The following is a 23,256-nucleotide window of genomic DNA, read 5'->3' as shown; positions in this document are numbered from 1 at the left end:
TATAATCTATTGTTTTCTCTTTTCAGGGTTGAACACCAAGGCAAAGGCGACACCTACCACCAAGGCGAAGGCGGCGAAGATAAACCAGCAGGTCTGCCAGTCGCCCATCATAAAGCCATTCTCATCATGACAGTATTTATTGACAATAGCACCAGCAGCCAGTGTTCCGACAGTAGCACCAATACCATTGGTCATCATCATAAACAATCCCTGTGCTGAAGCCTTGATAGAGGGCTCACACTCCTGGTCAACGAAGATGCCACCAGAGACATTGAAGAAATCGAAGGCCACACCATAGACGATGCACGACAACACGAAGAGCAGCACGCCAGGCATAGCGGGATTGCCCACGCCAAAGAAGCCAAAGCGGAACACCCATGCAAACATTGACATCAGCATCACCACCTTGATACCAAATCGTTTCAGGAAGAAAGGTATCATCAGGATGCAGAGTGCCTCGCTGATTTGCGAGATGGATGAAAGCAATGTGGCGTTGTTGGCAGCAAACGACTGCGAGATAGCTGGATCAGAACTGCCCTGGAAACTGGTGATGAAGGGTACAGCATAGCCGTTGGTCACCTGCAGACACATGCCCAGCAATGCCGAGAAGATAAAGAACAGCGCCATCTTCTTGACCTTGAAGAGCTTGAAGGCACTCAGACCCAGAGAGTCGGCCAACGATACGTTGGCCTTTTTCTCTATTCTACACTGAGGCAGAGTCAGACAGTAAATAAAGAGCACCAAACTCAGGAAGCCTGATACGAAGAACTGCATGTGATTGTATTGGAACTTGAAAGCATTCTCGCCCAGCGTAAAGCCAAAGCCTGACTCATCGTAGTAGGCACAGTTGACAAACCACATCGTGGCAATAAAGCCGACAGTTCCCAGCACACGGATAGGTGGGAAATCCTTTACGGTGTCGAAGCCTTCTTTCTTCAAAAGCGTAAAGGCTGTTGTGTTAGCCAAAGCGATGGTAGGCATATAGAAGGCCACACTCACAGTATACATAGCCACGAACATACTGGCATTAGGACTGCCCTGAGCCCCCATCCACCAGCAGCAGAGCATAGCAGCACCTGCCACCATGTGACACAGGCCCAGCAACTTCTGAGGCTGTATCCACTTATCGGCTACAATACCCATCAACGCAGGCATCATAATCGAGACGAATCCCTGAATGGCATAAAACCAAGGTATAAGCTCTTTACCGAAAGTGGCAAAGATATAGTTGCCCATACATGTGAGGTAGGCTCCCCAGACAGCGAACTCCAAGAAGTTCATTACTGACAAACGTACTTTCAGATTCATAATCCTATCGGTTTTTAGTTGTTATTGTATCATTTTATTGTTGAAAAAGGCTCGCAGCAGGCCCTGCTCATCACGGCTCAACCGCACGGGGCCGCTTAACCACTCGGTGAATGGAAGTTCCTGAGTCAAGGGATAACACTGCTGCACCACCCCGTCGGCTATCTCCACCACCGAGCGAGTCAGCATTGAGCCGTCCTCCATTAGTATCTGATTCGATGCTATCTTTCTTTGCTTCATCTTCTTGTTTTGGGCTATGGAAACGTATCAACTGGATATTATTCAGGAACAGCAGACGGGTGGTTGTGGTGCGTTCGTTGCCGCCACTCAGATAGAAGAAACCACGCATCTTCTTGATATTATGATCATATTCCGGAATGCGCAACTGCATGAGACCGCTTGAGGCGAAACGCGACGTCTTGCTGATAGTCGTATCGTTATCGTAGGTCACTGACACATAGAGTATGGCATCGCGTGTACCGTCCTGGAACATATAGTCGGCCATGAACTGCATCATAAAGCTGTCGTTCTTCCTAAACGAAGAGTCCACCTCCACCTGGAAGTCCCAATGGTTATAAGGCGGTAGCGGCATCATAGCCAGCATAGCTCTGTCTGCCCAGATATTGGCTGTATCACCAGTATTATCATAGGAGGCATACATACCTATCTCGCCTTCGGTAGCACCCAACAGCAGCGCCTGTTCCTCCAGTCTGTCGGCCACACTCCTGTAGATATCGTCAAAACGGTCGGCGCGCTTGTAGTAATACATCAGCGACGAGTCGAACTGCTCCTTCGTATAACCGTATTTCTTGAGTACAGACTCAATATAGAGTGCCTCGCGGTAATTGGTTTCCTCATAGGTACCACCCTCTCGCTGGGCAATGGCCCTGGCCAGATGATACTCTACAAGGATATCCTCCATATCATCTGGCTGAATAAACTGACTGGGAGTACCCGGCTTACAGGCCCCAAGCAGCATGACGAGACCGATTATGATGCCCCAAGCTTTATTCACTCTTCAGAGAAATCTTTCCCAAATCCTTTCTGTATAACAGAAGCAGCATGATGACGCCAATAGTGATGGCAGCATCGGCAATGTTCCACACGAAAGTAAACGGCATTTCAAACATATCGACCACGCGTCCCTCGAGGAAGCCGGCATAGTGATTATCGCCTGCAAAACCTACGTACTGAGCCACTGTTCCTCCAATAGAAGAGGTAAAACACAAGCCGTAGAACATACAGTCAATCAGGTTGCCAGCAGCACCTGCCAGAATCAGTGCCAACGAGAAGAAAAAGCCTCGGCTCACCTGATCACGCTTGGTGAGAAGCCACATATAATAGCCTACCAAGACGATGGCAATGAGACGGAACACCGACAGAAACAGCTTGCTGCCAAAGAGCTGCAGTCCGCCTGCAGCACCGTTGTTCTCAAGAAACGTCATTCGGAACCATGTGACTCCAAGGGCGTTCCATTCGAAAGCTGTCTCTCCAATGCTCATGTGGGTCTTCACCCAGCACTTGACGAGTTGGTCGAAAAGAAGAATAGCGGCGATGATAACGACCGCCATCTTCCCGTTTGATACAGAAACTTTTGTGTTGCTCACTTCATTTTCTTTTCCAGTTCCTTAGACTCTACGCTCAGTGTGGCATGAGGCACGGCACGCAGACGCTCAGCAGGAATGAGTTTTCCTGTGATGCGGTCAATGCCGTAGGTCTTGTTCTCAATACGCACCAGCGCAGCCTTCAGTCCCTGAATGAACTTCTGCTGACGGGCAGCAAACTGAATCAGGTCTTCCTTTGACTGTGTAGCACTACCCTCCTCCAATGCCTTGTAGGTGGGTGACGTATCGTCAACATCGTTAGAATCCTGATTGGTCAGCGATGCCATCATCTGATCATAGTCACGCTTGGCCAATGCCAATTTCTCATTGATTATCTGACGGAACTCCTCGAGTTCTTCATCAGTATAGCGCAGTTTCTCCGCCATAAGTCTTAAGATTTAGTTATGTTAATATTCAAAGTAAATTCATCAAATTCTACAGCCTGACCCTCGTTGGCTTCCAGCTTGATATCGTCGGCCAGCACCTGACGTGCGATATAGTCGCCAAAGGCCTCGACGGCTTTGGTGGCTGCCTCGTTGGGTTCAATCTGCACGTGGATACGGTCAGTAATCTCCAATCCGCTCTTCTTACGGATGTTCTGGATGCGGTTCACCAGTGTACGGGCCATACCCTCGGCACGTAACTCATCGGTTAGGGTAATATCAAGGGCGATGGTCAGGTTGCCGTCATTGCCAACGAGCCAGCCTGGGATATCCTCGCTGATGATTTCAACATCCTCAGCCAAAATCTCATAGCTGCCCAATTGCAGTTTGCCGTTGGTCTCCAATTCAGCAATCTGTTCCTGCGTCATCTCTGCAACAGCAGCAGCAACGGCCTTCATGTCCTTGCCGAACTTCTTACCCATTGTACGGAAGTTACACTTTACCTTCTTGACCAGAATACCCTGACCCTCAACGAATTTCACTTCCTTCACGTTCACTTCCTGTAAGAAGATTTGCTTCACACTTTCGATAGCGATGCGCTGAGCCTCGTCAACAGGAGGAATCATCAGGGTCTGCAGAGGCTGTTTCACGGCTAAACCCTCTTTCTTACGCAGTGACAGAACGATAGTAGTGATGCGCTGGGCAATCTCCATGCGCTGCTCCAAGTCGGCATCCACCAGTGACAGATTAGCCACAGGGAACTTCTCCAGGTGCACGCTATCCAGCTCGCCACCCATATCGCAATAGATGCGGTCAGCGAAGAAAGGTGCAAAGGGAGCCAAAAGCTTAGACACCGTCATCAGACACTCATACAGCGTCTGATAGGCAGCCAGCTTATCCTCGTCCATCTCCTTACCCCAGAAGCGCTTCTTGTTCAGACGCACATACCAGTTAGAGAGGTCTTCGTCCACAAACTTATCAATCAGTCGACCAGCACGTGTGGGGTCGTAGCCATTCATCTCCTGCTCTACGCCCTTGATGAGCGAGTTGAGGCATGAGAGAATCCAGCGGTCGAACTCAGGACGCTTCTCCACAGGAATCTGTGGTGCCTTCGGGTCGAAATCGTCCACGTTGGCATACATAGCGAAGAGCGAGTATGTATTATATAAGGTGCCGAAGAACTTACGGCTCACCTCAGCCACACCCTCTGGGTCGAACTTCAGGTTGTCCCAAGGCTCTGAGTTGGTCATCATATAGAAACGCACAGCGTCAGAGCCGTATTTATCAATCATCTCGAAGGGGTTCACTACGTTACCCACATGCTTCGACATCTTGTTGCCCTTAGCATCGAGCACAAGACCAGAAGAGATAACATTCTTGAAGGCTACAGAGTCGAAAATCATCGTAGCAATAGCATGCAGCGTAAAGAACCATCCACGCGTCTGGTCCACACCCTCGTTGATGAAGTCGGCAGGGAAAGCCTTGTTCTCATCAATCAACTCTTTGTTCTCAAAGGGATAGTGAATCTGGGCGTAGGGCATTGAACCAGAGTCGAACCAAACGTCAATCAGGTCGCTCTCGCGCTTCATGGGCTTGCCGCTCTCGCTGACCAGCATGATATAGTCCACATAAGGACGGTGCAGGTCAATCTTGTCGTAGTTCTCCTGCGACATATCGCCAGGCACAAAGCCCTTGTCTTTCAGCGGGTTGCTCTGCATCACACCAGCAGCCACAGCCTTCTCAATCTCGTTGTAGAGTTCTTCTACGCTGCCGATGCATTTCTCCTCACCATCCTCACTACGCCAGATGGGCAGCGGTGTACCCCAGAAGCGCGAGCGTGAGAGGTTCCAGTCGTTCAGGTTGTCGAGCCAGTTGCCGAAACGACCTGTACCTGTTGACTCAGGCTGCCAGTTGATGGTCTTGTTGAGTTCGCTCATGCGCTCCTTCATCGACGAACTCTTGATGAACCAAGAGTCCAAAGGATAATAGAGCACAGGCTTGTCTGTACGCCAGCAGTGAGGATAGTTGTGCACATGCTTCTCTATCTTGAAAGCCTTACCATCGGCTTTCAGGTCCATGCAGATGCTAATATCGAGTGTCTCGTCCTTGTCGGTGAGAGTGTCGTCGTAGGCATTCTTCACGTAGCGACCAGCGTATTTGCCCCACTTCTCTACGTCCACATACTTGCTAACGAATTCGTTGTCAAGATCCTCTATCAGGAAGTACTTACCCTGCAGGTCAACCACAGGACGCTCAGCGCCTTTCTTGTCGATGAGCACAATAGGACAGATGCCTGCCTTCTTAGCCACAAAGGCATCATCGGCACCAAAGTTAGGTGCGATATGCACGATACCGGCACCATCCTCAGTGGTCACATAGTCGCCAGGGATTACCTTGAAGGCATCGCCCATGGGCTTGATCATGGGCAGCAGCTGCTCATACTCCATACCTACGAGGTCGGTACCCTTGTAGTGAGCGACCGTACGGTATGGCAGGAACTTCTCACATTTCTTATATTCAGGCATCTCACCACCATCAGTAATCTCGGCAGCAGTATCGAAATAGGCAGCCACACGAGCCTCGGCCATCACAACTGTGATCTTCTCTGCTGTATAAGGGTTATAGGTCTCAAGTGCCACATAGTCAATCTTCGGACCTACGCAAAGAGCCGAGTTGGCAGCGAGAGTCCAGGGAGTTGTGGTCCAAGCCATGAAGTAAGGTGTGCCCCACTGAGCCATCTCGGGCTTGGGGTTCTTCATCTTAAACAGAGCCGTGCAGGTGGTATCCTTCACGTCACGATAGCAGCCGGGCTGGTTCAACTCGTGCGAGCTCAGACCAGTACCTGCAGCAGGCGAATAGGGCTGAATGGTATAGCCCTTATAGAGCAGTCCCTTCTGGTAGAACTGCTTCAACAGCCACCACAGGGTCTCGATATATTTATTGTCATAAGTGATATAGGGATGGTCGAGGTCTACGAAGTAACCCATCTTCTCAGTGAGTTCACGCCACTCGGCTGTAAACATCATCACGTTCTCGCGACACTTCTTGTTGTAGTCCTCGGTAGAGATGTATTTCTCGCTCTCCTTATTGTCGATATCAGCCTTGGTAATGCCCAGCTCCTTCTCGACACCCAGCTCCACAGGCAGTCCATGGGTGTCCCAACCAGCCTTACGCTTTACCTGGAAACCCTGCATAGTCTTATAGCGGTTGAAGGTATCCTTGATGCTGCGAGCCAGCACGTGGTGAATACCAGGATGACCGTTTGCCGAGGGGGGACCCTCGAAGAATACGAACTGAGGACAGCCCTCACGCTCGTCTATGCTACGATGAAAGATATCATCCTTCATCCACTTTTCCAGAATGTCGTTGTTAACCTTCGTCAGGTTCAAGCCGTTGTGTTCGGCGAATCTCTTTGCCATATATTTATAAGTACTTATTTAATTTTTGACGTGCAAAGGTACGAAGAAAAGTTGAGACCACCAAAAATTGAGAAAAAATTTGTAAGGTAACGCCTTTTTTCGTACCTTTGCAGACAAAATACAAACAGTCACCTTATGGACAAACACAATTTTGTTACTATTGCCGACCTCACCAAGGAGAAGATTCTCTATATGATTGAGATGGCACAGGAGTTTGAGAAACATCCCAACCGCGAACTGCTCAAGGGCAAGGTTGTTGCCACCCTTTTCTTTGAGCCCAGTACCAGAACCCGCCTTTCATTCGAGACTGCCGCCAATCGTCTTGGCGCTCGTGTCATTGGCTTTGCCGATCCGAAGATTACGAGCGGCACCAAGGGCGAGACGCTGAAGGACACCATATTAATGGTGTCGAACTATGCCGACGTCATCGTGATGCGCCACTTTATCGAAGGAGCAGCTCAGTATGCCTCCGAGGTGGCTCCCATCCCCATCGTCAATGCCGGCGACGGTGCCCACCAGCACCCCTCGCAATGCATGCTCGACCTCTACAGCATCTATAAGACGCAGGGCACACTCGACAACCTTAATATATATATGGTGGGCGACCTGAAGTATGGGCGCACCGTCCACTCGCTGCTCATGGCCATGCGCCATTTCAACCCCACTTTCCATTTCGTGGCCCCCAAAGAGCTGGCCATGCCTAAGGAGTATAAGCTCTACTGCGAGGAGCATGGCATCAAGTATCAGGAGCATACGGCTTTCAACGAGAAGGTCATCGCCGATGCTGACATTCTTTATATGACGCGTGTACAGAAAGAGCGTTTCTCTGACCTGATGGAATACGAACGCGTAAAGAACGTATATGTGCTGAACAATGACCTGCTACGTAACGCCAGGCCCAACATGAAGATTCTGCACCCACTGCCACGCGTGAACGAGATTGCCTACGAGGTAGACGACAATCCCCATGCCTACTATATCCAGCAGGCCGGCAACGGTCTCTTTGCACGCGAAGCCATCTTCTGCGATGTGCTGGGAATTAGCCTCGACGAAGTAAGAAAGGATAAAACAATCATTTCGTAATAACGTGATATCGAAATAACGTGATATCGAAATAACGTAATAACGTAATAACGAAGAAGAATATGAACAAGAAAGAACGCTTAGTTGCCGCCATCGAGCACGGCACCGTTATTGACCACATACCCGCCTCGAAGACCTATCAGGTGGCAAGCCTTCTGGGCCTCTTCGACCTCAACACCCCTGTCACCATTGGTTTCAACTACCCTTCACAGAAAGTGGGCAACAAGGGCATCATCAAGGTGTCTGACAAGTTCTTCACAGACGATGAAATATCACGACTCTCTGTCGTAGCCCCCAAAGTGATTCTCAATATCATACGCGACTACGAGGTGGTGGAGAAGAAAACTGTTGAGACACCCAACGAGATTAAAGGAATCGTGAAGTGCAACAACCCCAAGTGTATCACCAATAACGAGCCCATGGCCACACACTTCCATGTATCTGATGGCATACTCACCTGCCACTACTGTGAGAAGGAACAAGACATTAGCAAAGTTGAGCTTTGTTAAGAATAGAATCATAAATGAAGCATCTTCGCTTCGATAATAAGTTTTAAGAATGAAGATTGAAACACCCGTACTGCTGCTCACAGGTTATCTGGGCAGCGGCAAAACCACCTTATTAAATAGAATACTGAGTAACGAACGCGGCATTAAGTTTGCCGTCATCGTCAACGATATCGGCGAGGTCAACATCGATGCCACACTCATACAGCAGGGCGGCATAGTCAACCAGCAGGACGACTCGCTGGTGGCTCTGCAGAATGGCTGTATCTGTTGCACCCTGAAGATGGACCTGGTAAAGCAGCTGCAGGACATCATCCAGATGCAGCGCTTCGACTATATCGTCATCGAGGCCAGCGGCATCTGCGAGCCTGGCCCCATCGCCCAAACCATCTGCTCCATCCCCTCGATGGACCCCGAGCTTACCAAGAACGGCTACCCTCGCCTCGACTGCATCGTTACTGTGGTCGATGCCCTGCGTATGCGCGATGAGTTTGAGGGTGGCGCCCTGCTCACCCGTTCTGACATCGACGAGGAAGATATAGAGAACCTGGTCATCCAGCAGATTGAGTTTTGCAACATCGTGCTGCTCAACAAGGCCGCAGAGGTCAGCGCTGACGAGCTGGGTCGTGTGCGCAGCATTGTGCGCACCCTGCAGCCTAAGGCCGAAATCATCGAGTGTAACTATGGTGATGTCAGCTTCGACAAGATTCTCAACACCAATATGTTCGACTTCGACAAAGTGGCCACTTCCGCTGCCTGGATTCAGGAGGTAGAACGTCATCACGAGGAAGACGAAGATGATAATGACGACGAGGAACATGAACATGAACATGAACATGAACATGAACATGAACACGAACATGAACATGAACACGAACATGAACACGAACATGAACACGAACATGAACACGAAGATCATCACCATCACGACCACGATGAGGACGACCATGATGAGGACGACCATGATGAACATGAGCATCATCACCACCATCATCACCATCACCACGATGAGGGCGAAGCCGAGGAATACGGTATCGGCACCTTCGTCTATTACCGTCGTCGCCCCTTCAACCTCGGACTCTTCGATGAATTCGTAGCCCGCAAATGGCCTAAGGGCGTCATCCGCGCCAAAGGCATCTGCTACTTCAAGGACGAGATGGACATGTGTTACCTCTTCGAGCAGGCAGGCAAGCAGGTCAGCATCCGACAGGCAGGCCAGTGGTTTGCCACCATGCCCAAGGAAGAGCTGGCACAGATGATGGAACGCGATGCTGCCTTGCGTGCCGACTGGGATGAACAGTATGGAGACCGCATGCAGAAAATCGTGTTCATTGGTCAGCATCTTGACAAAGAGCTCATCACGCGCGAATTGGATAGCTGTTTAGTGTAATTTTGCCCTTTTCTCTTGATATGTGTCAAGAACGTGAGACTAAAAGTATCAAAACGTCACATTTTTCGCAAAAAAAGTGATAAAAAGTTTGCGGATTCGGATTTTTGCTATAACTTTGCACCCGCAAATGCAAAAAACAATAACATTAGTTCACATTAAAAATTTTTAAAGGTAAAAAAATTATGAATGCAGCACAAGTTGTAGAGCAGCTGAAACAGCGCTTTCCTAACGAGCCCGAGTACATTCAGGCCGTAAGTCAGGTACTTCCCACCATCGAGGAAGAGTACAACAAGCACCCCGAGTTTGAAAAGAGCAACCTCATTGAGCGTCTTTGCATCCCCGATCGCGTATTGGAGTTCCGCGTTACATGGGTCGACGACAAGGGTAACGTTCAGACAAACATGGGTTATCGCATTCAGCACAATAACGCCATTGGCCCGTACAAAGGCGGTATCCGTTATCACAAGAGCGTGAACCTCGGTATTCTGAAGTTCCTCGCCTTCGAGCAGACCTTCAAGAACTCACTGACCACACTGCCTATGGGTGGTGCCAAGGGTGGTTCAGACTTCTCTCCCCGTGGTAAGAGCGACGCTGAGGTAATGCGTTTCTGCCAGGCATTCATGAATGAACTGTATCGCGTAATCGGTCCTGATGAGGACGTTCCCGCTGGTGATATCGGTGTAGGTGGTCGTGAGGTTGGTTACCTCTTCGGACAGTACAAGAAGCTCACCCACCAGTTCCAGGGCGTGCTCACAGGTAAGGGCATCCAGTTCGGTGGTTCACTCATCCGTCCTGAGGCTACTGGTTACGGTACCGTTTACTTCCTCGTTTCTATGCTGCAGACTCGCGGCATCGAGCTGAAGGGTAAGAAGGTTCTGATCTCTGGTGCAGGTAACGTAGCACAGTATGCTGCTGAGAAGTGCTTGCAGCTGGGTGCTATCCCCATGACCATGTCAGACTCTGACGGTTACATCTACGATCCCGATGGTATCGATCGCGCTAAGCTCGACTACATCATGGAGCTGAAGAACGTTGAGCGCGGACGTATTAAGGAATATGTTCAGGAGTATCCCACAGCTAAGTACTACGAGGGCAAGCGTCCTTGGTACGAGAAGGCCGATATCGCTCTGCCTTGCGCTACTCAGAACGAGATCAACGGTGACGAGGCTCAGGCTCTGGTCAACAACGGCGTTATCGCTGTGGCCGAGGGTGCTAACATGCCTTCACTGCCCGAGGCTATCAAGATATTCCAGGATGCCAAGATTCTCTATGCTCCTGGTAAGGCTTCTAACGCTGGTGGTGTGTCAGTATCTGGTCTGGAGATGTCGCAGAACTCTGAGCGTCTGAGTTGGACTTCTAAGGAGGTTGACGACTACCTGAAGCGCATCATGAACGACATTCACGAGAACTGCGTGAAGTACGGTACTCAGGCTGACGGCTACATTAACTACGTGAAGGGTGCCAACGTTGCTGGCTTCATGAAGGTTGCCAAGGCCATGATGGCTCAGGGCATCGTATAAGCTCGACGAAGTCAAGGTTATCACGATGATGACAAGCATCGTATAATGACAAGCATCGTGTAAGCAATATACACTAATAATACCAGAAGAGGATGTGTCAATGGCACATTCTCTTTGTTGTTTTAAGTCTAGCATATATTCCGAGAAAAGAGCGGATATAAGCCTATTAACTGTACACATTATCGAGACCCTTAAGTCCTATCCATTTCAAGAACTTACATGTCAATACATCTGTTATATACGCTACAGAAAGCAACAGACCCATGAAAACGATGATAAGAATCATCAACGATACTAAATTCTCCATATTCACTCGAATTATTAAATGATACTATTGTTGTTAAATTTCGAGTGCAAAGAAAAAAGAAGGGTGTCCCAAAAGTCGAGACACCCCATTAAATTTTAATATCTTTTAAGAAATAAATAATTGACGATTTGTTCTTTTCGCAAATAAAACAATAGTTGACTATTTATTCTTTTCGCGAATATGTTCCTCATACTCTGCGAGTTCGCGCTCACCAATATGAGCCAGTCCATAGTGCTCATCATGCTGTGAGAAGTCGAGGCCGACCTTCTCGCTGAAGGCAGAGACACGCATAGGAATGAGACTGTCTATGAGTTTGTAGCCAGCCCAACTCATAGCGAAGGTATAGACAAAGACGATGACAATAGCCAGGAGATGGTAGAGGAAGATGACGAAGCCTTCCCATGTACCTGCGATGAGTCCCTCCTGGATGAAGATACCTGTCAAGACAGTACCGAAGATACCACCTGTACCATGGGTGGGGAACACGTCGAGGGCATCGTCGATGCTTGTGTGAGAACGCCAATAGACGGCGATGTTACAGATGAGAGTAATGATAAAGGCGATGAAGATGCTCTGCCCTACGCTGACATAACCAGCAGAAGGTGTGATGGCTACGAGACCAACCACACAACCAACAGCAGCACCCATAGCAGAGGGTTTGCGTCCACGCAGGCAGTCGAAGAATATCCACGTCATCATGGCTGTAGCCGAGGCGGTATTGGTGTTGAGGAACGCCTTGATAGCCTGTCCGTCAGCATGGAGCGATGAGCCAGCATTAAAGCCGAACCATCCAAGCCACAGTAGCGCAGCACCTAACAGCACGAATGGGATGTTGGCAGGTTCGCTCTTGCGTGTCTCAGCCCCACGGCGTCCCAGGAAGATGGCACCAGCAAGGGCTGCGATACCACTGGATGCATGTACCACGATACCACCAGCAAAGTCGATGACGCCCCAACGCATAAAGAGTCCCTCTGGATGCCACGTCATGTGAGCCAGCGGACAGTAGATGAGGAAGAAGAAGAAAATCATAAAGAACATATAGGCCGAGAAGCGCACACGCTCAGCAAACGAGCCCGTAATCAACGACGGCGTGATGATGGCGAACTTCATCTGGAACAGGGCGAAGAGCGCCAGAGGGATGGTGGCACCACCCAAGATGTTGCCTGCAGGCGTTGTATAGACCTCGGCACCTACGTTCTGGAACATCAGGAACGTCAACGGATTACCAATAACACCTCCAATATCGTCGCCAAAGCACAGCGAGAAGCCAATGACTACCCAGAGCACTGATATCAGTCCCATGGCAATGAACGACTGGAGCATCGTGGAGATCACATTCTTGGCTCCCACCATGCCACCATAGAAGAAAGACAGTCCTGGTGTCATCATCAACACAAAGATGGTGGCTGTGATGAGCCACGCTACATCAGCTGCCGAGATGACTGACCAGTCACATTCGAATGTAGGTTCGCCTACAAACACACCTGCGATGGCTATCAGCGTCATCGCTGTCATTAAAATCACCCAACGTTTCTTTACTTTCATAACTTCTATTTTGATTATCTGAAAACTTTTGGATGCAAAAGTAATACAAAACGATGACACAGGCCACAGAGAGCAGTCACTTTGAAACTATAAAAGCAACGAAACTTTCATATTGTTACAATTTAGCCTTTGTAGCAAACAAATTGCAACAATAACGAGGCGACAGACTTAATGTCTGACAGGCTGGCTTTTCAAAAAGTCGTAGAGGGTGATGGCACGCAGGTGATAGTAGCTGAGCCAGAAATTCTTCAAAGCCTCTATCTGATTACTGCGAGCACTCTGCCAGTAGTTTTGAGCCAAGGCGAGATCGTTGACATTTGCCTGTCCACGAATGAAGCGCTGGAGCGTGGCAGTATAGGCATCCTCTGCGATATGCAGCGCCTGTCGCACCTGGGTGGCGATGGTCTGACGCTCGTTGACCTCGGCAACGGTCTGCACCACATCCAATTGGGTGTCGCGACGTGTCTCCTGACTGAGATGCGTGGCCGACTGCACCTTCTGTTGTGCTGCGAGCCAGGCATTGCGCTTGCGACCAAAGTCACTGATGGGAATGCTGACCTTGAGCTGCACCTGGTTCTGCACCAGAGGACTGCGATAGGCATCGGCAAAGCGGTCGGCCACCTGGTTAAGACCTACCGAGGCGTCGATGCTGGCATTAAGGCCCTTCTGCTGTTTGAGTTGTGCGGCCTCGCGTTCCGCCTCAAGGATGCTGAGCTGCGACGAGAGGTAATGGGGATTATTCTCCTCAGCCTTTGCGATGGCATCGTCAGCAGAGACATGAATAGTAGGCAGCACCTGTGGCACCAGCAACTGCAGCTGTGCTGTGGGGTCGAGACCTATCCATGTAGCCAGTTCCTTCGTGGCCCGTTGGTGTTCCAACTGTGCCAGTGTCAGCGTATTACGGGCATTAGCCAACTGCAGTTCGAGGATTGACAACTCGGCCTTGGAGATAGACGCCACCTGGAAACGACGTGAGGCGATGGCGTAGATGGTATCGCACGACTGCATGTTTTCCTTTGCCATCTGCAGCTGCTCCTGTGCTGCTGCCAGCATGAAGAAGCGTTTCACAGCCTCCTCTGCCGTCTGCTCCGTGTCGTAGTTCTTCTGCTGTTCGGCCACAGTAAGCTTCAGCGGCTCTGTCTGTCTGGCCCAGCGATAAGGGTTATAGCCAAAGAGATCCTGGCGATAGCCCACCTGCACAGGGATAGTGGCATACTGGTTGTCGTTGATATCGCCAAAGGTGCCCAGATAGCTCAGTCCTGTATTGGCATAGAAGCGTCCACCCCATCGCTCCATGACCTGCTCCACATTGATGGCAGCAGTGGAATAGAGGCTCTTGCGCTGACGATAGACATCGCGGTCTATATCGCTCATATAGCGCTGCACCATATACTGCGTATATTCCACAGGTGTGGTCTCGAGCGTGATTTGTGGCTTGCGACTGGCCTGCCATTCCAGCCATTTGTATCGCGACTCCTCATACACGCTGCGATGCAGCTCGGCCGACATGCTGCTATTGGTCGACATTGTGACGATGCGGTCCATGTCGAGTGTGACAGCCGTCTGTGCAGATGCCGTCAGGGGTAATGCAAACAGGAGTAATAGCGACTTACACTTCATGGCTTATTCTTTGTTGATGCTTATCACGGTGACATGCATGCCGTCGAACAGTCCGTCAGGATGGCTGATGGCAGCACGAACATCGACGGTGCCCTGATCGCTCACGATAGGGTTGATCTCGACGACGGAGGCCTCATACACCTTGTCGGCATTGGCCACAGGACAGACCTGGATGGTGGTACCCTTAGCATAGCGCTGCAGATCTGTCTCCATCACAGGAAACTCCACATTCATCTGTTGGTTGCTGATGATGCGGCACACCACCTCTCCCACCTGCGAAAGCTGTCCGGCACGTGCGGTGACGTTGGCAACAATACCGTCGAAAGGCGCCGTGACACGTGTCGTTGTCAGCTCATGACGGGCCGACGCCAACTTGCTCTGTGCTAACTGATAGCCGCTTTTCACCTCTGCGATATGTCGCACGTTATCAGGCACGCTGCCCATCTGCTCTGGGTCGTAACCCTGGTCAACTATCACCTCATGCATCTTCAAGCGGGCCTGCTCCATCTCACGCTGTATCTGTTCGATGGCATTCTCCTGACGATAGCCGTCGAGCTGTGCCAGCAGTTGTCCCTGTCGCACGTGGTCGCCATTATGCACCATGACGTGACTGACGGGCAGGGCTGCCTCGAACTTCACGTCAGCATAGCGGGTGGCAACAACGCGACCCATGGTCTGGATGTCGAGCACTTGCTGTGGCTCAACGCTATCGGTGACTGACTGCTGACTGATGGCAGCCGAGTCGGCTTGGGTGTTGTCCTCAGCCTGCTGCGATGCTGTCTGCCCGCACCCTGCGAGTAGCAGTACACCTGCCGTGATAATCAATATTCTGTTCATAACCTATAATTGTCGTAGACTCATTTCGTAGAAAAGACCTTTCTTTGACATCAGCTCCTCGAAATTACCCTCCTCGGCAATGTGGCCTTTGTCGAGCACGATGATACGGTCGCAATGGCGGATGGTGGACAAGCGATGGGCAATGACCACACGCGTGCAATGCAGCTTGTCGAGGTTGTCGCTGACCTGCTTCTGACTGATATTGTCGAGTGCCGACGTAGCCTCGTCGAAGAAGATGATGTTGGGTTTGCTTATCAGCGCACGGGCGATGAGCAGGCGCTGCTTCTGTCCGCCAGAGAAACCTCCCCCACCCTCTGTGATGATGGTGTGCAGACCCATAGGCAGAGCCTTCACCTCGTCGTACATACATGCCTGACGCAAGGCCTCCCAAGCATCGTCCTGAGTGGCCCAGGGTGCCGTGATGGTGATATTCTCCAACAGCTCGCCCACGAAGAGGCTGCCGTTTTGCAGACAGGTGCCTATACGACGTCGCAGCTGACTCTTGTCAACCTTGTCCAACTCGAAGTTATCGTAGCAGATGCTGCCACGAAGGGGTTTCTCGAAGCCCAGCAGCAGTCGCATCAACGTGGACTTGCCACAGCCCGATTTTCCCACAATGCCGATATATTCGCCAGGCTTGATGCTGAGCGACAGGTTGTCGAGCACCAACGGCATATCCTCCTGATAGCGGAACGAGAGGCCTTTGATCTCAATATTACCAAACAACATGGGCACCTGCGTGGAGTTACGCTGAATCTCTGGCACAGCCTCGAGTATGGGTCGTATGCTGTTCAACAGCGGTGCCATGAGCGACATCATAGGTATCTGAGCCGCAATAGTAGAGAGCGACGTCGTCATCATGCCAAAGGCCGTGATAAAGGCGATGAAGTCGCTGGTATGGGTGGCGTCGCTGACGGCCCACCAGTAGAGCAATCCCATACCACCGATATTAAGCAGCGCCATCAAAGCAGGATACAAACGCGCCCCCAGCACAGGGTTATACACGATGCGTGCCGCCTTGGTATAGTGGTTGAGCCACTGTGTAAAGGCACGCAGCTCAGAGCCAGTGACCTTGATTTTCTGCATGCCAGCAAAGAGGTTACACTCCATACCACCCAGTTGGTCGTTACGCTCCGTATAGTCCTTGCGCAGCTTTATCATGACGCGATAGTAGAGCACGATAATCAGCGTCTGCAGACCAAACAGCAGCAGCGCAGGCCACAGCAGCTGTCCGCCATAGAGCCACACCTGCACGAAATAGATGACAGACAGGACGCCGCTGAGCAGGGCACCAACGATGGTTTCGTTGAGTTGCTGGCACAGCACCGTCAGGTTGTTGAGCTTCGCCGTCAGCGTACCGCTGCTGTTCTTGCTGAAGAACTGTGGCGACAGGTAGAACATACGACCCATAATGGCATTATGCAAGTCCATCTCCACAATATTCTCCACCCTGAGAATGAAGATGTTACGGATATACACCATCAGCACAGAGGCGATGCCAGCACCCACCAGCAGTCCTGCTATCGGAGCCAGGTCGGCAGCGATGCCTGTGGGGATGACAGTCTCGAACACCAGCTTGTTGGCCATTGGCGTAAACATACCCAGAAGCACCACCATCAGGGCGGCCAGCACCATATACACCATGCTATGGCCCCAGATAGACTTCAGGATAAAGGTCAGCAGGTGGCGTATGCCCAGCTTTTTCAGCGGCAGGGCCTTAGAGAACAGAAAGCCCTTGTCGGCCAGCACCGTCTGCATGTCCTTTCGCGACACCTTCTTCCACCTGCCGTCGGCACCCATATAACGATAGTTACGACCAGAGCGTGTGGGCAGCAGCGTGAGCAACTGGCCCTCGCGGTTACGACCAACCATAGGTCCTACCGACTCCTTCCACCAGCCGTCTTTCAGTTCCACCTCACGCATCATGATGCCATACTGGCGCACAATGCCCTTCAGCTGGTCCTCAAGTGACACCAGTTCCTCGTCTTCCAGTTCATATTCGGTGATGTTCAGTGCCTGCAGTATCTGGTGTATGGCCACATTGTCCGTATGGGGAGTGGAGGCATGCGCACGCCGTTTCAAGCCCATGCGTTCGGCACCTTCCTCCAGTTCGAGGTCGAGTGCTGTACGCTCCAGCTTGCGACGTGCTTCTATTTGGTTCAAGAATAGCTTCATACCGTTTCTCCCCTTTTTATGTATTCTCCATCAGTTGTTTGTAGAGTCCCTCCTGCTGCATCAGCTCCTCATGGGTGCCACGCTGCAGAATATGTCCTTTGTCCATCACGATAATCTCGTCGCAGTCGCGGATGGTCGACAGACGGTGGGCCACCACCACGAGCGTCATACCCATCTCACGTATCTGCCTCATCACCTGGTCTTCGGTGGTGGGGTCTAGTGCCGATGTGGCCTCGTCCATGATAATAATCATAGGATCGCGTGCGAGGGCGGTGGCAATCTCTATACGCTGACGCTGTCCGCCACTGAAGTTCTGTCCGCCATGAATCACTTTGGTAGAAAAACCCTCTGGACGCTCCATCAAGTCGTCGTAGATACGGGCATTGTCGCAGGCCAGACGCATGGCAAAGTCCTCGATGCTCTGGTCCCACATACGTATATTCTGAGCCACCGTATCGTCGAAGAGCACAATGTTCTGGTCCACCAGGGCCAGAGAGTTTGTCATCTCCTCTGAGCTGATGCTCTCTATGGGACGTCCGTCGAAGAGTATCTCGCCCTGCCACGGCTTATAAAGTCCGCAGATCAACTTGGCCAGCGTCGATTTGCCGCAACCGCTACTGCCCACGAAAGCCACCGACTGTCCTGGCTTCAGGTGCAGGTTGAAGTTCTCGATGAGTGGCTGCTGCATGGGCGAATAGCCGAAGGTGACATTACGCATCTCCAGTTCTCCCTTCAGCTTGCCCTCTATATTCGTGCTGGCATCGGCATGACGATAGTCCTCAGGATATTTCATCACATCCTCCACACGCTCCATCTGTGAGCGCATCTCCACCAGCTGCTGACTGGCGTTGACAATCTGCGCCACAGGCAACATGAAGGCTGTCATAAATCCCTGGAAGGCCATCAGCATACCCACGCTCATGTCGCCTTGCAGGATATACCACGCACCTATCAGCAGTACGGCTGTTGACATCAGACTGTTTGTCAGCGTAGGCAGCAAGCTCATCTCGGCCTGCTGCTCACGCGAGGCGCGTTCCTTATTAAACTTCTGCGTCCACAGACCGCTCCAGAACTCGAAGAATCCCGTCTCGGCACCAGCTGCCTTGATGCTCTCAATATTCTCCAGACAGCTCACCGTAGCCGAGAAATACTTGCCTTCGCTCTGCTGCGTGGCACGTATCAGGTTGAAACGTTTATTGGCATAATAGCGCACCGTAGCCAGGTTGATGATGGCCGCCAGCACGCCAATGAAAGTCAGGGTGTAGTTATACGACAGCATCAAGACCAGGTAGAACACCAGCAGTCCGATGTTGATGATCTGGGGCGCCAGCACCTCTACCAGCGAGTGGGTGATGGTCTCGTTCAGTCGCTGTCGCTGTTGCAGGTCGCCCACGAATCGCATGGCGAAAAAGCTCATAGGCAGCCGCATCAGATGGCGCAGATAACTGGCATTGCCCTTCAGCGCCAGCTCGCCTGCAATACGTTTCGAGTAGCGTTCGTGCAGCATCACCACGATGAAGTTGAATATCGCCACAATGCCCATCAGCACGAAGAACACCGTCTTCCACTCCACGTTGCGCCCAGAGAGTATCTCGTCCATGAACACCTTGGTAAACAGAGGGGTCACCAGTGCCACCATCGCTGCCAGCAGGGCAAAGATAAAGGTCAGCCAGAAAGGCTTCATGCCACCTTGCATGTTGCGTTTGATATACGAGAGGATGCTGGTGGGACGTCCGCCACGCTCGAAGCGGTCTGTCACCTCGAAGGTCATGACAACACCCGTAAACGACTTGCGGAACTCGTCCATCGGCACCTCTACAGGTCCCACGCCAGGGTCGTTCAGACACACCTTACCTTTCTTCAGGCCTCTGAACACCACAAAATGATTGAAGTTCCAGTGAATGATGGCAGGCTCCATGCCTTCAAGCTCCTCTACTTCCACCTTATAGGCCGAAACGTCGAGGCCATAATTCATGGCTGCCCGTTTGATCTTGAACATCGACGAGCCGTCGCGACTGATGCCGCAGGCCTCACGCACCTGTTCCAGAGGAAGCCACTTGCCGTAATAGGCCAGAATCATGGTCAGTGAGGCAGCACCGCACTCCACCGCTTCCATCTGTAGCACCATGGGAACCTTTACCATACGCCTGTATTATTTTCCCTGTATAGAGTTTAACGTGTTTTCGGCCTGTCCCAACAGCACCTGCCATATATATCGCTTGCTCCAGATAATCTGTACCTGACAGGGCATACCCGTGGTCATCGCCACCTCCTGGCTCTTCTTACGACTCCATATCAGGCCGTCGTCATCGCTGTCAAGCACGATACGTACCTCATAGACCGTCTCGCCCTCAGGGATAAACGACGCCAACTCGGCCAGCTTCAGCTTGTCGGCCACAGCCTTGCGGTTGGTGGGATAGGCAGCAATGTCAACCACCCTGCCAGTGGCATAGCCCCACTTCTCGCGCTCCAGGTCGCTCGGCGTCACCTGCACCTGAGCCCCACGCTTCACCTTACGCAGGTCCTTGAAGGTCACGTATGCCAACACCTCACGCTCGTGCATCGCCGTAGCCTGTGGCAACAGCCACACCAGCGGCTCACGCTTGGTGAAATTGCTGTTGGGCGTCAGGGCCGTCAGCACCACGCCAGCTTCTGGGGCACGCAGCACGGCAGTAGCCAGCTGCGAACGGATGTTTACCAGCGCATCGCCAGGCTTTACCGTCTGACCGTTGGTCACCACCACCTTGTCTATCGTGCCGTCGTAATGCACGCTCACGGGACGGGCTTCACCAAAGGGGAATATCACCGAACGGGCCGTCACCGTGTAGTTCACCGTGCCGAAAGCACACCAGAACACAGCCACTGCACACAACGTCAGCAGGGCTGTCAGCAACAGCCACAACTTTGGCGACGCCACGCGTGGCATCTCCATCTGCTCCTTATGGCTGTCGAGTGCGTTGAGCGCCTCTTGATTGAATATCTGTGCCATATATTATGAGAAAGCAACAGACATAATAGCCTGTTGCTCAGCTAAATAACCACATTTCATTAATGCATTACGGCAACTCCTTAAAAGAAGATTGGGGTGTTCCATCTTCTGATAGAGTTTGAGAATTCGGTTTCAGAATAATCCTTCCACCATCAACCTTCATCAGATCCTCATCGCTGAGCAGTTCCTTGTCTACTTTATTCACGTTTGACATAATTAAGCGTTTTATGGGTTAATACTATAGTTTATTTGCCTGCAAAGATAAGCATAAAAAATGATTTCACAAAAAAATCCTTTGTTTTTATTGTATTTTTCGTGGCAAAGATAGTCATTTTTTCATCTTTTCGTATTATCTTTGTGCCAAAATAATCAAACTATTATTACTAACGACCTTTTCAACATGAAGAAATTGATTGCTTTTGTCACAGTAGTCTGCATCGCGCTGACAGCTGGCGCCCAGTCACTCTCGGTTACTGACAACGACTGGCATTGGGAGAAAGGGACCATTGTTGTCAACACCCCCTCACGGCCTGCAGGACAGACGGATGTCATCGCACTCACGGCACCAAAACTGGAAACCGTACGTGTCGCCTTCGTGGGTCTGGGCATGCGAGGCCCTGGTGCCGTAGAGCGCTTCACGTTCATCCCTGGCGTGCAGATTGTGGCCCTTTGCGATTATGAGGCACAACGTGCCGAGAACTGTCAGTCCTACCTCCGCAAAGCCGGTCTTCCCCCTGCTGCCATCTATTCGGGCGAGAAAGGCTATGAGCAGCTCTGCCAGCGCCCTGACATCGACCTCGTCTATATCGCCACCGACTGGGACCACCACTTCCCCGTGGCCAAGTGTGCCCTTGAGAACGGCAAGCACGCCGCCATCGAGGTACCCTCAGCCATGAACCTCGCACAATGCTGGGAGCTCGTCAATCTGAGCGAGCGCACCCGCAAGCATTGCATGATACTTGAGAACTGCTGCTACGACTGGTACGAACTCAACACCCTCAACATGGCCCAGCACGGCGTCTTCGGCGAGGTGCTGCGTGGCGAGGGGGCCTATATCCACAACCTCGACGACTTCTGGGACTACTACTGGAAGAACCCCGACGGCTCCGACCCCGACGGCCTCGGATGGCGCATGAAGTATAATATGGAGAATCGTGGCGACCTCTACCCTACCCACGGCCTCGGCCCTGTGGCGCTGGCTATGAACATCCACCGCGGCGACCGCTTCACCACCCTCGTGGCCATGGATACCAAGAGTGTCCACGGCAAGGCGTATGTCGAGAAGAAGACAGGACGCCCTTGCGAGAGCTATCGCAATGGCGACCAGACCACGACCCTTATGCGCACCCATGAAGGCAAGGTCGTGGAGATACAGCACAACGTCATGACGCCCCAGCCCTACAACCGTCTGTATAAGCTCACAGGCACCAAGGGCTATGCCACCAAATATCCTGAGCAGCACTACGCCCTCGACAAGAGCCAACTCGCTGCCAGCGGTGTGGCTCCCCAGGTCGACAATCTCAGCAGCCACGGCTTCCTGCCTAAGGACGAGCACGAGGCGCTCGTCGCCAAATACCAGCACCCCATCATCAAGAAGTACGGCGAGATGGCTCGCAAAGTGGGAGGTCACGGCGGCATGGACTTCTTCATGGATGCCCGCCTCGTCTATTGTCTCCAGAACGGACTGTCCCTCGACATGGACGTCTACGACCTGGCTGAGTGGTGCTGCCTTGCAGAGTTAGGCACCCTGTCTATGGACAACAACAGCGCCAGCGTAGCCTTCCCCGATTTCACGCGAGGAGCGTGGCGCAAGGTGCAGGGCTTCCAGTTTGCATGGGCAGAGCCCGAGGCTGAAGCTGCCGCCGCTTCTGCTGCCGAGGCCAGCACCAAGGCCCAGAAGGACCTGTGCGCCAAGAAGAAGCTATGGGAGAAATACGATAAGGAGAAGGCCAAGTTTTAGTCAAAGACATAATAGCCTGCCTCTGTCGGATGGTCGAGCACCGTGCAGTCTGGACGCTCTTTTGTCATCAGCCACGCCATCCAGATATCGCCACCTGCTGCGGCAATGAAGACGATGCTCCACAACAGTAGGTAGAAGCTGCCGATAACCAGGCATATCACAGCGGGGATAAGGCCTAAGACTATCAACGGCATCAGGGCGGCTACGATGTAAGGACGCGGATGCAGAGGCTCGTTGCAGTGGCAGTATGGTGTCGCCATCTTCTTCATAATTCCGAAGCTGATGCTCCGCCAGCCACTCGGCGCAAAGCATGCGAAGGTGATGCCGTGAATCAGTTCATGCACCACGATACCTACTGCCATGAGAACTAAAAACAAGCTACCACGCCAAAGGAACGAGTCAAAGAACTCATCTACCGTTTCCCTCGACCACTGGTCGTGCCATATCAGTATGAATGGCACCAGCAAGGCTATGCCACAGACTACCATCAACACTACCGCAAAGACATTGGCCTTTTCAATGTCGATAGTCACCATTCTTCCATTCTCTATGTTCATCTCTTTCATTTGTACTCCTATTTTATTCTTAATTAATTCTGATTTCCGCTGCAAAT

At 51.6% G+C, this 23,256-nt stretch carries 18 protein-coding genes; 5 read left to right on the top strand and 13 right to left on the bottom strand.

Annotation, left to right across the window (positions count from 1 at the left end; all coding sequences use genetic code 11):
- Window positions 1-6: 6 nt before the first annotated feature.
- The 5 genes from Q0R57_RS11025 to ileS form a co-directional block, all read right to left on the bottom strand.
- The gene (locus Q0R57_RS11025; RefSeq protein ID WP_294747422.1) at window positions 7-1,308 is read right to left on the bottom strand and encodes an MFS transporter; all 1,302 of its coding nucleotides are present in this window, start codon (window positions 1,306-1,308) and stop codon (window positions 7-9) included.
- A 70-nt stretch (window positions 1,309-1,378) separates the two neighbouring features.
- Window positions 1,379-2,320, bottom strand: coding sequence for a DUF4296 domain-containing protein (locus Q0R57_RS11020; RefSeq protein ID WP_294747419.1), 942 nt, complete (start codon window positions 2,318-2,320; stop codon window positions 1,379-1,381).
- Window positions 2,313-2,876: a signal peptidase II gene (locus tag Q0R57_RS11015; RefSeq protein ID WP_294747416.1), complete on the bottom strand. Its 564-nt coding sequence runs from the start codon at window positions 2,874-2,876 to the stop codon at window positions 2,313-2,315. The genes Q0R57_RS11020 and Q0R57_RS11015 overlap by 8 nt, the downstream gene beginning before the upstream one ends.
- A 32-nt stretch (window positions 2,877-2,908) precedes the next feature.
- The gene (locus Q0R57_RS11010; RefSeq protein WP_294747413.1) at window positions 2,909-3,295 is read right to left on the bottom strand and encodes a TraR/DksA family transcriptional regulator; all 387 of its coding nucleotides are present in this window, start codon (window positions 3,293-3,295) and stop codon (window positions 2,909-2,911) included.
- 5 nt (window positions 3,296-3,300) lie between these two features.
- A complete protein-coding gene (gene ileS / locus Q0R57_RS11005; RefSeq protein WP_294747410.1) occupies window positions 3,301-6,711 on the bottom strand; it encodes an isoleucine--tRNA ligase in 3,411 nt (1,136 codons plus the stop codon).
- 135 nt (window positions 6,712-6,846) lie between these two features.
- Here ileS and pyrB point away from each other — a divergent pair, with 135 nt between their 5' ends.
- The 4 genes from pyrB (at window position 6,847) to Q0R57_RS10985 (ending at window position 11,210) form a co-directional block, all read left to right on the top strand.
- Window positions 6,847-7,794, top strand: coding sequence for an aspartate carbamoyltransferase (gene pyrB, locus Q0R57_RS11000; RefSeq protein ID WP_294747406.1), 948 nt, complete (start codon window positions 6,847-6,849; stop codon window positions 7,792-7,794).
- A gap of 62 nt (window positions 7,795-7,856) precedes the next feature.
- Window positions 7,857-8,303, top strand: a complete 447-nt coding sequence (locus tag Q0R57_RS10995; RefSeq protein WP_294747401.1) for an aspartate carbamoyltransferase regulatory subunit — start codon at window positions 7,857-7,859, stop codon at window positions 8,301-8,303.
- 49 nt (window positions 8,304-8,352) lie between these two features.
- On the top strand, window positions 8,353-9,690 hold the full coding sequence (locus tag Q0R57_RS10990) for a GTP-binding protein (protein ID WP_294747398.1): 1,338 nt from the start codon (window positions 8,353-8,355) through the stop codon (window positions 9,688-9,690).
- Between the two features lie 182 nt (window positions 9,691-9,872).
- Window positions 9,873-11,210, top strand: coding sequence for an NADP-specific glutamate dehydrogenase (locus Q0R57_RS10985; protein WP_294747395.1), 1,338 nt, complete (start codon window positions 9,873-9,875; stop codon window positions 11,208-11,210).
- A 166-nt stretch (window positions 11,211-11,376) separates the two neighbouring features.
- Here the strand turns inward: Q0R57_RS10985 and Q0R57_RS10980 are convergent, their stop codons facing one another.
- From Q0R57_RS10980 to Q0R57_RS10950, 7 genes are all read right to left on the bottom strand, one after another.
- The gene (locus Q0R57_RS10980; protein WP_294747392.1) at window positions 11,377-11,517 is read right to left on the bottom strand and encodes a hypothetical protein; all 141 of its coding nucleotides are present in this window, start codon (window positions 11,515-11,517) and stop codon (window positions 11,377-11,379) included.
- Window positions 11,518-11,676: 159 nt separating this feature from the next.
- Window positions 11,677-13,062, bottom strand: a complete 1,386-nt coding sequence (locus Q0R57_RS10975) for an ammonium transporter (RefSeq protein ID WP_294747390.1) — start codon at window positions 13,060-13,062, stop codon at window positions 11,677-11,679.
- Window positions 13,063-13,230: 168 nt separating this feature from the next.
- Complete coding sequence (locus Q0R57_RS10970) at window positions 13,231-14,682, bottom strand: TolC family protein (RefSeq protein WP_294747386.1); 1,452 nt, start codon at window positions 14,680-14,682, stop codon at window positions 13,231-13,233.
- A 3-nt stretch (window positions 14,683-14,685) separates the two neighbouring features.
- Window positions 14,686-15,519 (bottom strand): efflux RND transporter periplasmic adaptor subunit, encoded by an 834-nt coding sequence (locus Q0R57_RS10965; protein ID WP_294747383.1) that lies wholly within the window; start codon window positions 15,517-15,519, stop codon window positions 14,686-14,688.
- A gap of 3 nt (window positions 15,520-15,522) precedes the next feature.
- Window positions 15,523-17,694, bottom strand: a complete 2,172-nt coding sequence (locus Q0R57_RS10960; protein ID WP_294747381.1) for an ATP-binding cassette domain-containing protein — start codon at window positions 17,692-17,694, stop codon at window positions 15,523-15,525.
- A gap of 16 nt (window positions 17,695-17,710) precedes the next feature.
- The gene (locus tag Q0R57_RS10955) at window positions 17,711-19,837 is read right to left on the bottom strand and encodes an NHLP family bacteriocin export ABC transporter peptidase/permease/ATPase subunit (RefSeq protein WP_294747378.1); all 2,127 of its coding nucleotides are present in this window, start codon (window positions 19,835-19,837) and stop codon (window positions 17,711-17,713) included.
- A 9-nt stretch (window positions 19,838-19,846) separates the two neighbouring features.
- Window positions 19,847-20,683, bottom strand: a complete 837-nt coding sequence (locus Q0R57_RS10950; RefSeq protein WP_294747376.1) for a biotin/lipoyl-binding protein — start codon at window positions 20,681-20,683, stop codon at window positions 19,847-19,849.
- Window positions 20,684-21,083: 400 nt separating this feature from the next.
- On the opposite strand from Q0R57_RS10950, the gene Q0R57_RS10945 reads away from it, so the two are divergent.
- A complete protein-coding gene (locus Q0R57_RS10945) occupies window positions 21,084-22,643 on the top strand; it encodes a Gfo/Idh/MocA family oxidoreductase (RefSeq protein ID WP_294747374.1) in 1,560 nt (519 codons plus the stop codon).
- Here the strand turns inward: Q0R57_RS10945 and Q0R57_RS10940 are convergent.
- On the bottom strand, window positions 22,640-23,209 hold the full coding sequence (locus Q0R57_RS10940) for a DUF3267 domain-containing protein (protein WP_294747372.1): 570 nt from the start codon (window positions 23,207-23,209) through the stop codon (window positions 22,640-22,642). The two genes, Q0R57_RS10945 and Q0R57_RS10940, sit on opposite strands and share 4 nt — an antisense overlap.
- Window positions 23,210-23,256: the final 47 nt, after the last annotated feature.

This window comes from uncultured Prevotella sp. (genome assembly GCF_946407605.1).
Classification (GTDB): Bacteria; Bacteroidota; Bacteroidia; order Bacteroidales; family Bacteroidaceae; genus Prevotella.
This window is presented reverse-complemented; position numbering and strand designations above follow the sequence as displayed.

What these genes read in the sequence shown, in the direction of transcription:
- Q0R57_RS11025 (WP_294747422.1), bottom strand. Translation starts at nt 1,308, where the DNA reads ATGAATCTGAAAGTACGTTTGTCAGTAATGAACTTCTTGGAGTTCGCT.
- Q0R57_RS11015 (WP_294747416.1), bottom strand. Translation starts at nt 2,876, where the DNA reads ATGGCGGTCGTTATCATCGCCGCTATTCTTCTTTTCGACCAACTCGTC.
- Q0R57_RS11010 (WP_294747413.1), bottom strand. Translation starts at nt 3,295, where the DNA reads ATGGCGGAGAAACTGCGCTATACTGATGAAGAACTCGAGGAGTTCCGT.
- ileS (WP_294747410.1), bottom strand. Translation starts at nt 6,711, where the DNA reads ATGGCAAAGAGATTCGCCGAACACAACGGCTTGAACCTGACGAAGGTT.
- pyrB (WP_294747406.1), top strand. Translation starts at nt 6,847, where the DNA reads ATGGACAAACACAATTTTGTTACTATTGCCGACCTCACCAAGGAGAAG.
- Q0R57_RS10995 (WP_294747401.1), top strand. Translation starts at nt 7,857, where the DNA reads ATGAACAAGAAAGAACGCTTAGTTGCCGCCATCGAGCACGGCACCGTT.
- Q0R57_RS10990 (WP_294747398.1), top strand. Translation starts at nt 8,353, where the DNA reads ATGAAGATTGAAACACCCGTACTGCTGCTCACAGGTTATCTGGGCAGC.
- Q0R57_RS10985 (WP_294747395.1), top strand. Translation starts at nt 9,873, where the DNA reads ATGAATGCAGCACAAGTTGTAGAGCAGCTGAAACAGCGCTTTCCTAAC.
- Q0R57_RS10980 (WP_294747392.1), bottom strand. Translation starts at nt 11,517, where the DNA reads ATGGAGAATTTAGTATCGTTGATGATTCTTATCATCGTTTTCATGGGT.
- Q0R57_RS10975 (WP_294747390.1), bottom strand. Translation starts at nt 13,062, where the DNA reads ATGAAAGTAAAGAAACGTTGGGTGATTTTAATGACAGCGATGACGCTG.
- Q0R57_RS10970 (WP_294747386.1), bottom strand. Translation starts at nt 14,682, where the DNA reads ATGAAGTGTAAGTCGCTATTACTCCTGTTTGCATTACCCCTGACGGCA.
- Q0R57_RS10965 (WP_294747383.1), bottom strand. Translation starts at nt 15,519, where the DNA reads ATGAACAGAATATTGATTATCACGGCAGGTGTACTGCTACTCGCAGGG.
- Q0R57_RS10960 (WP_294747381.1), bottom strand. Translation starts at nt 17,694, where the DNA reads ATGAAGCTATTCTTGAACCAAATAGAAGCACGTCGCAAGCTGGAGCGT.
- Q0R57_RS10955 (WP_294747378.1), bottom strand. Translation starts at nt 19,837, where the DNA reads ATGGTAAAGGTTCCCATGGTGCTACAGATGGAAGCGGTGGAGTGCGGT.
- Q0R57_RS10950 (WP_294747376.1), bottom strand. Translation starts at nt 20,683, where the DNA reads ATGGCACAGATATTCAATCAAGAGGCGCTCAACGCACTCGACAGCCAT.
- Q0R57_RS10945 (WP_294747374.1), top strand. Translation starts at nt 21,084, where the DNA reads ATGAAGAAATTGATTGCTTTTGTCACAGTAGTCTGCATCGCGCTGACA.
- Q0R57_RS10940 (WP_294747372.1), bottom strand. Translation starts at nt 23,209, where the DNA reads ATGAAAGAGATGAACATAGAGAATGGAAGAATGGTGACTATCGACATT.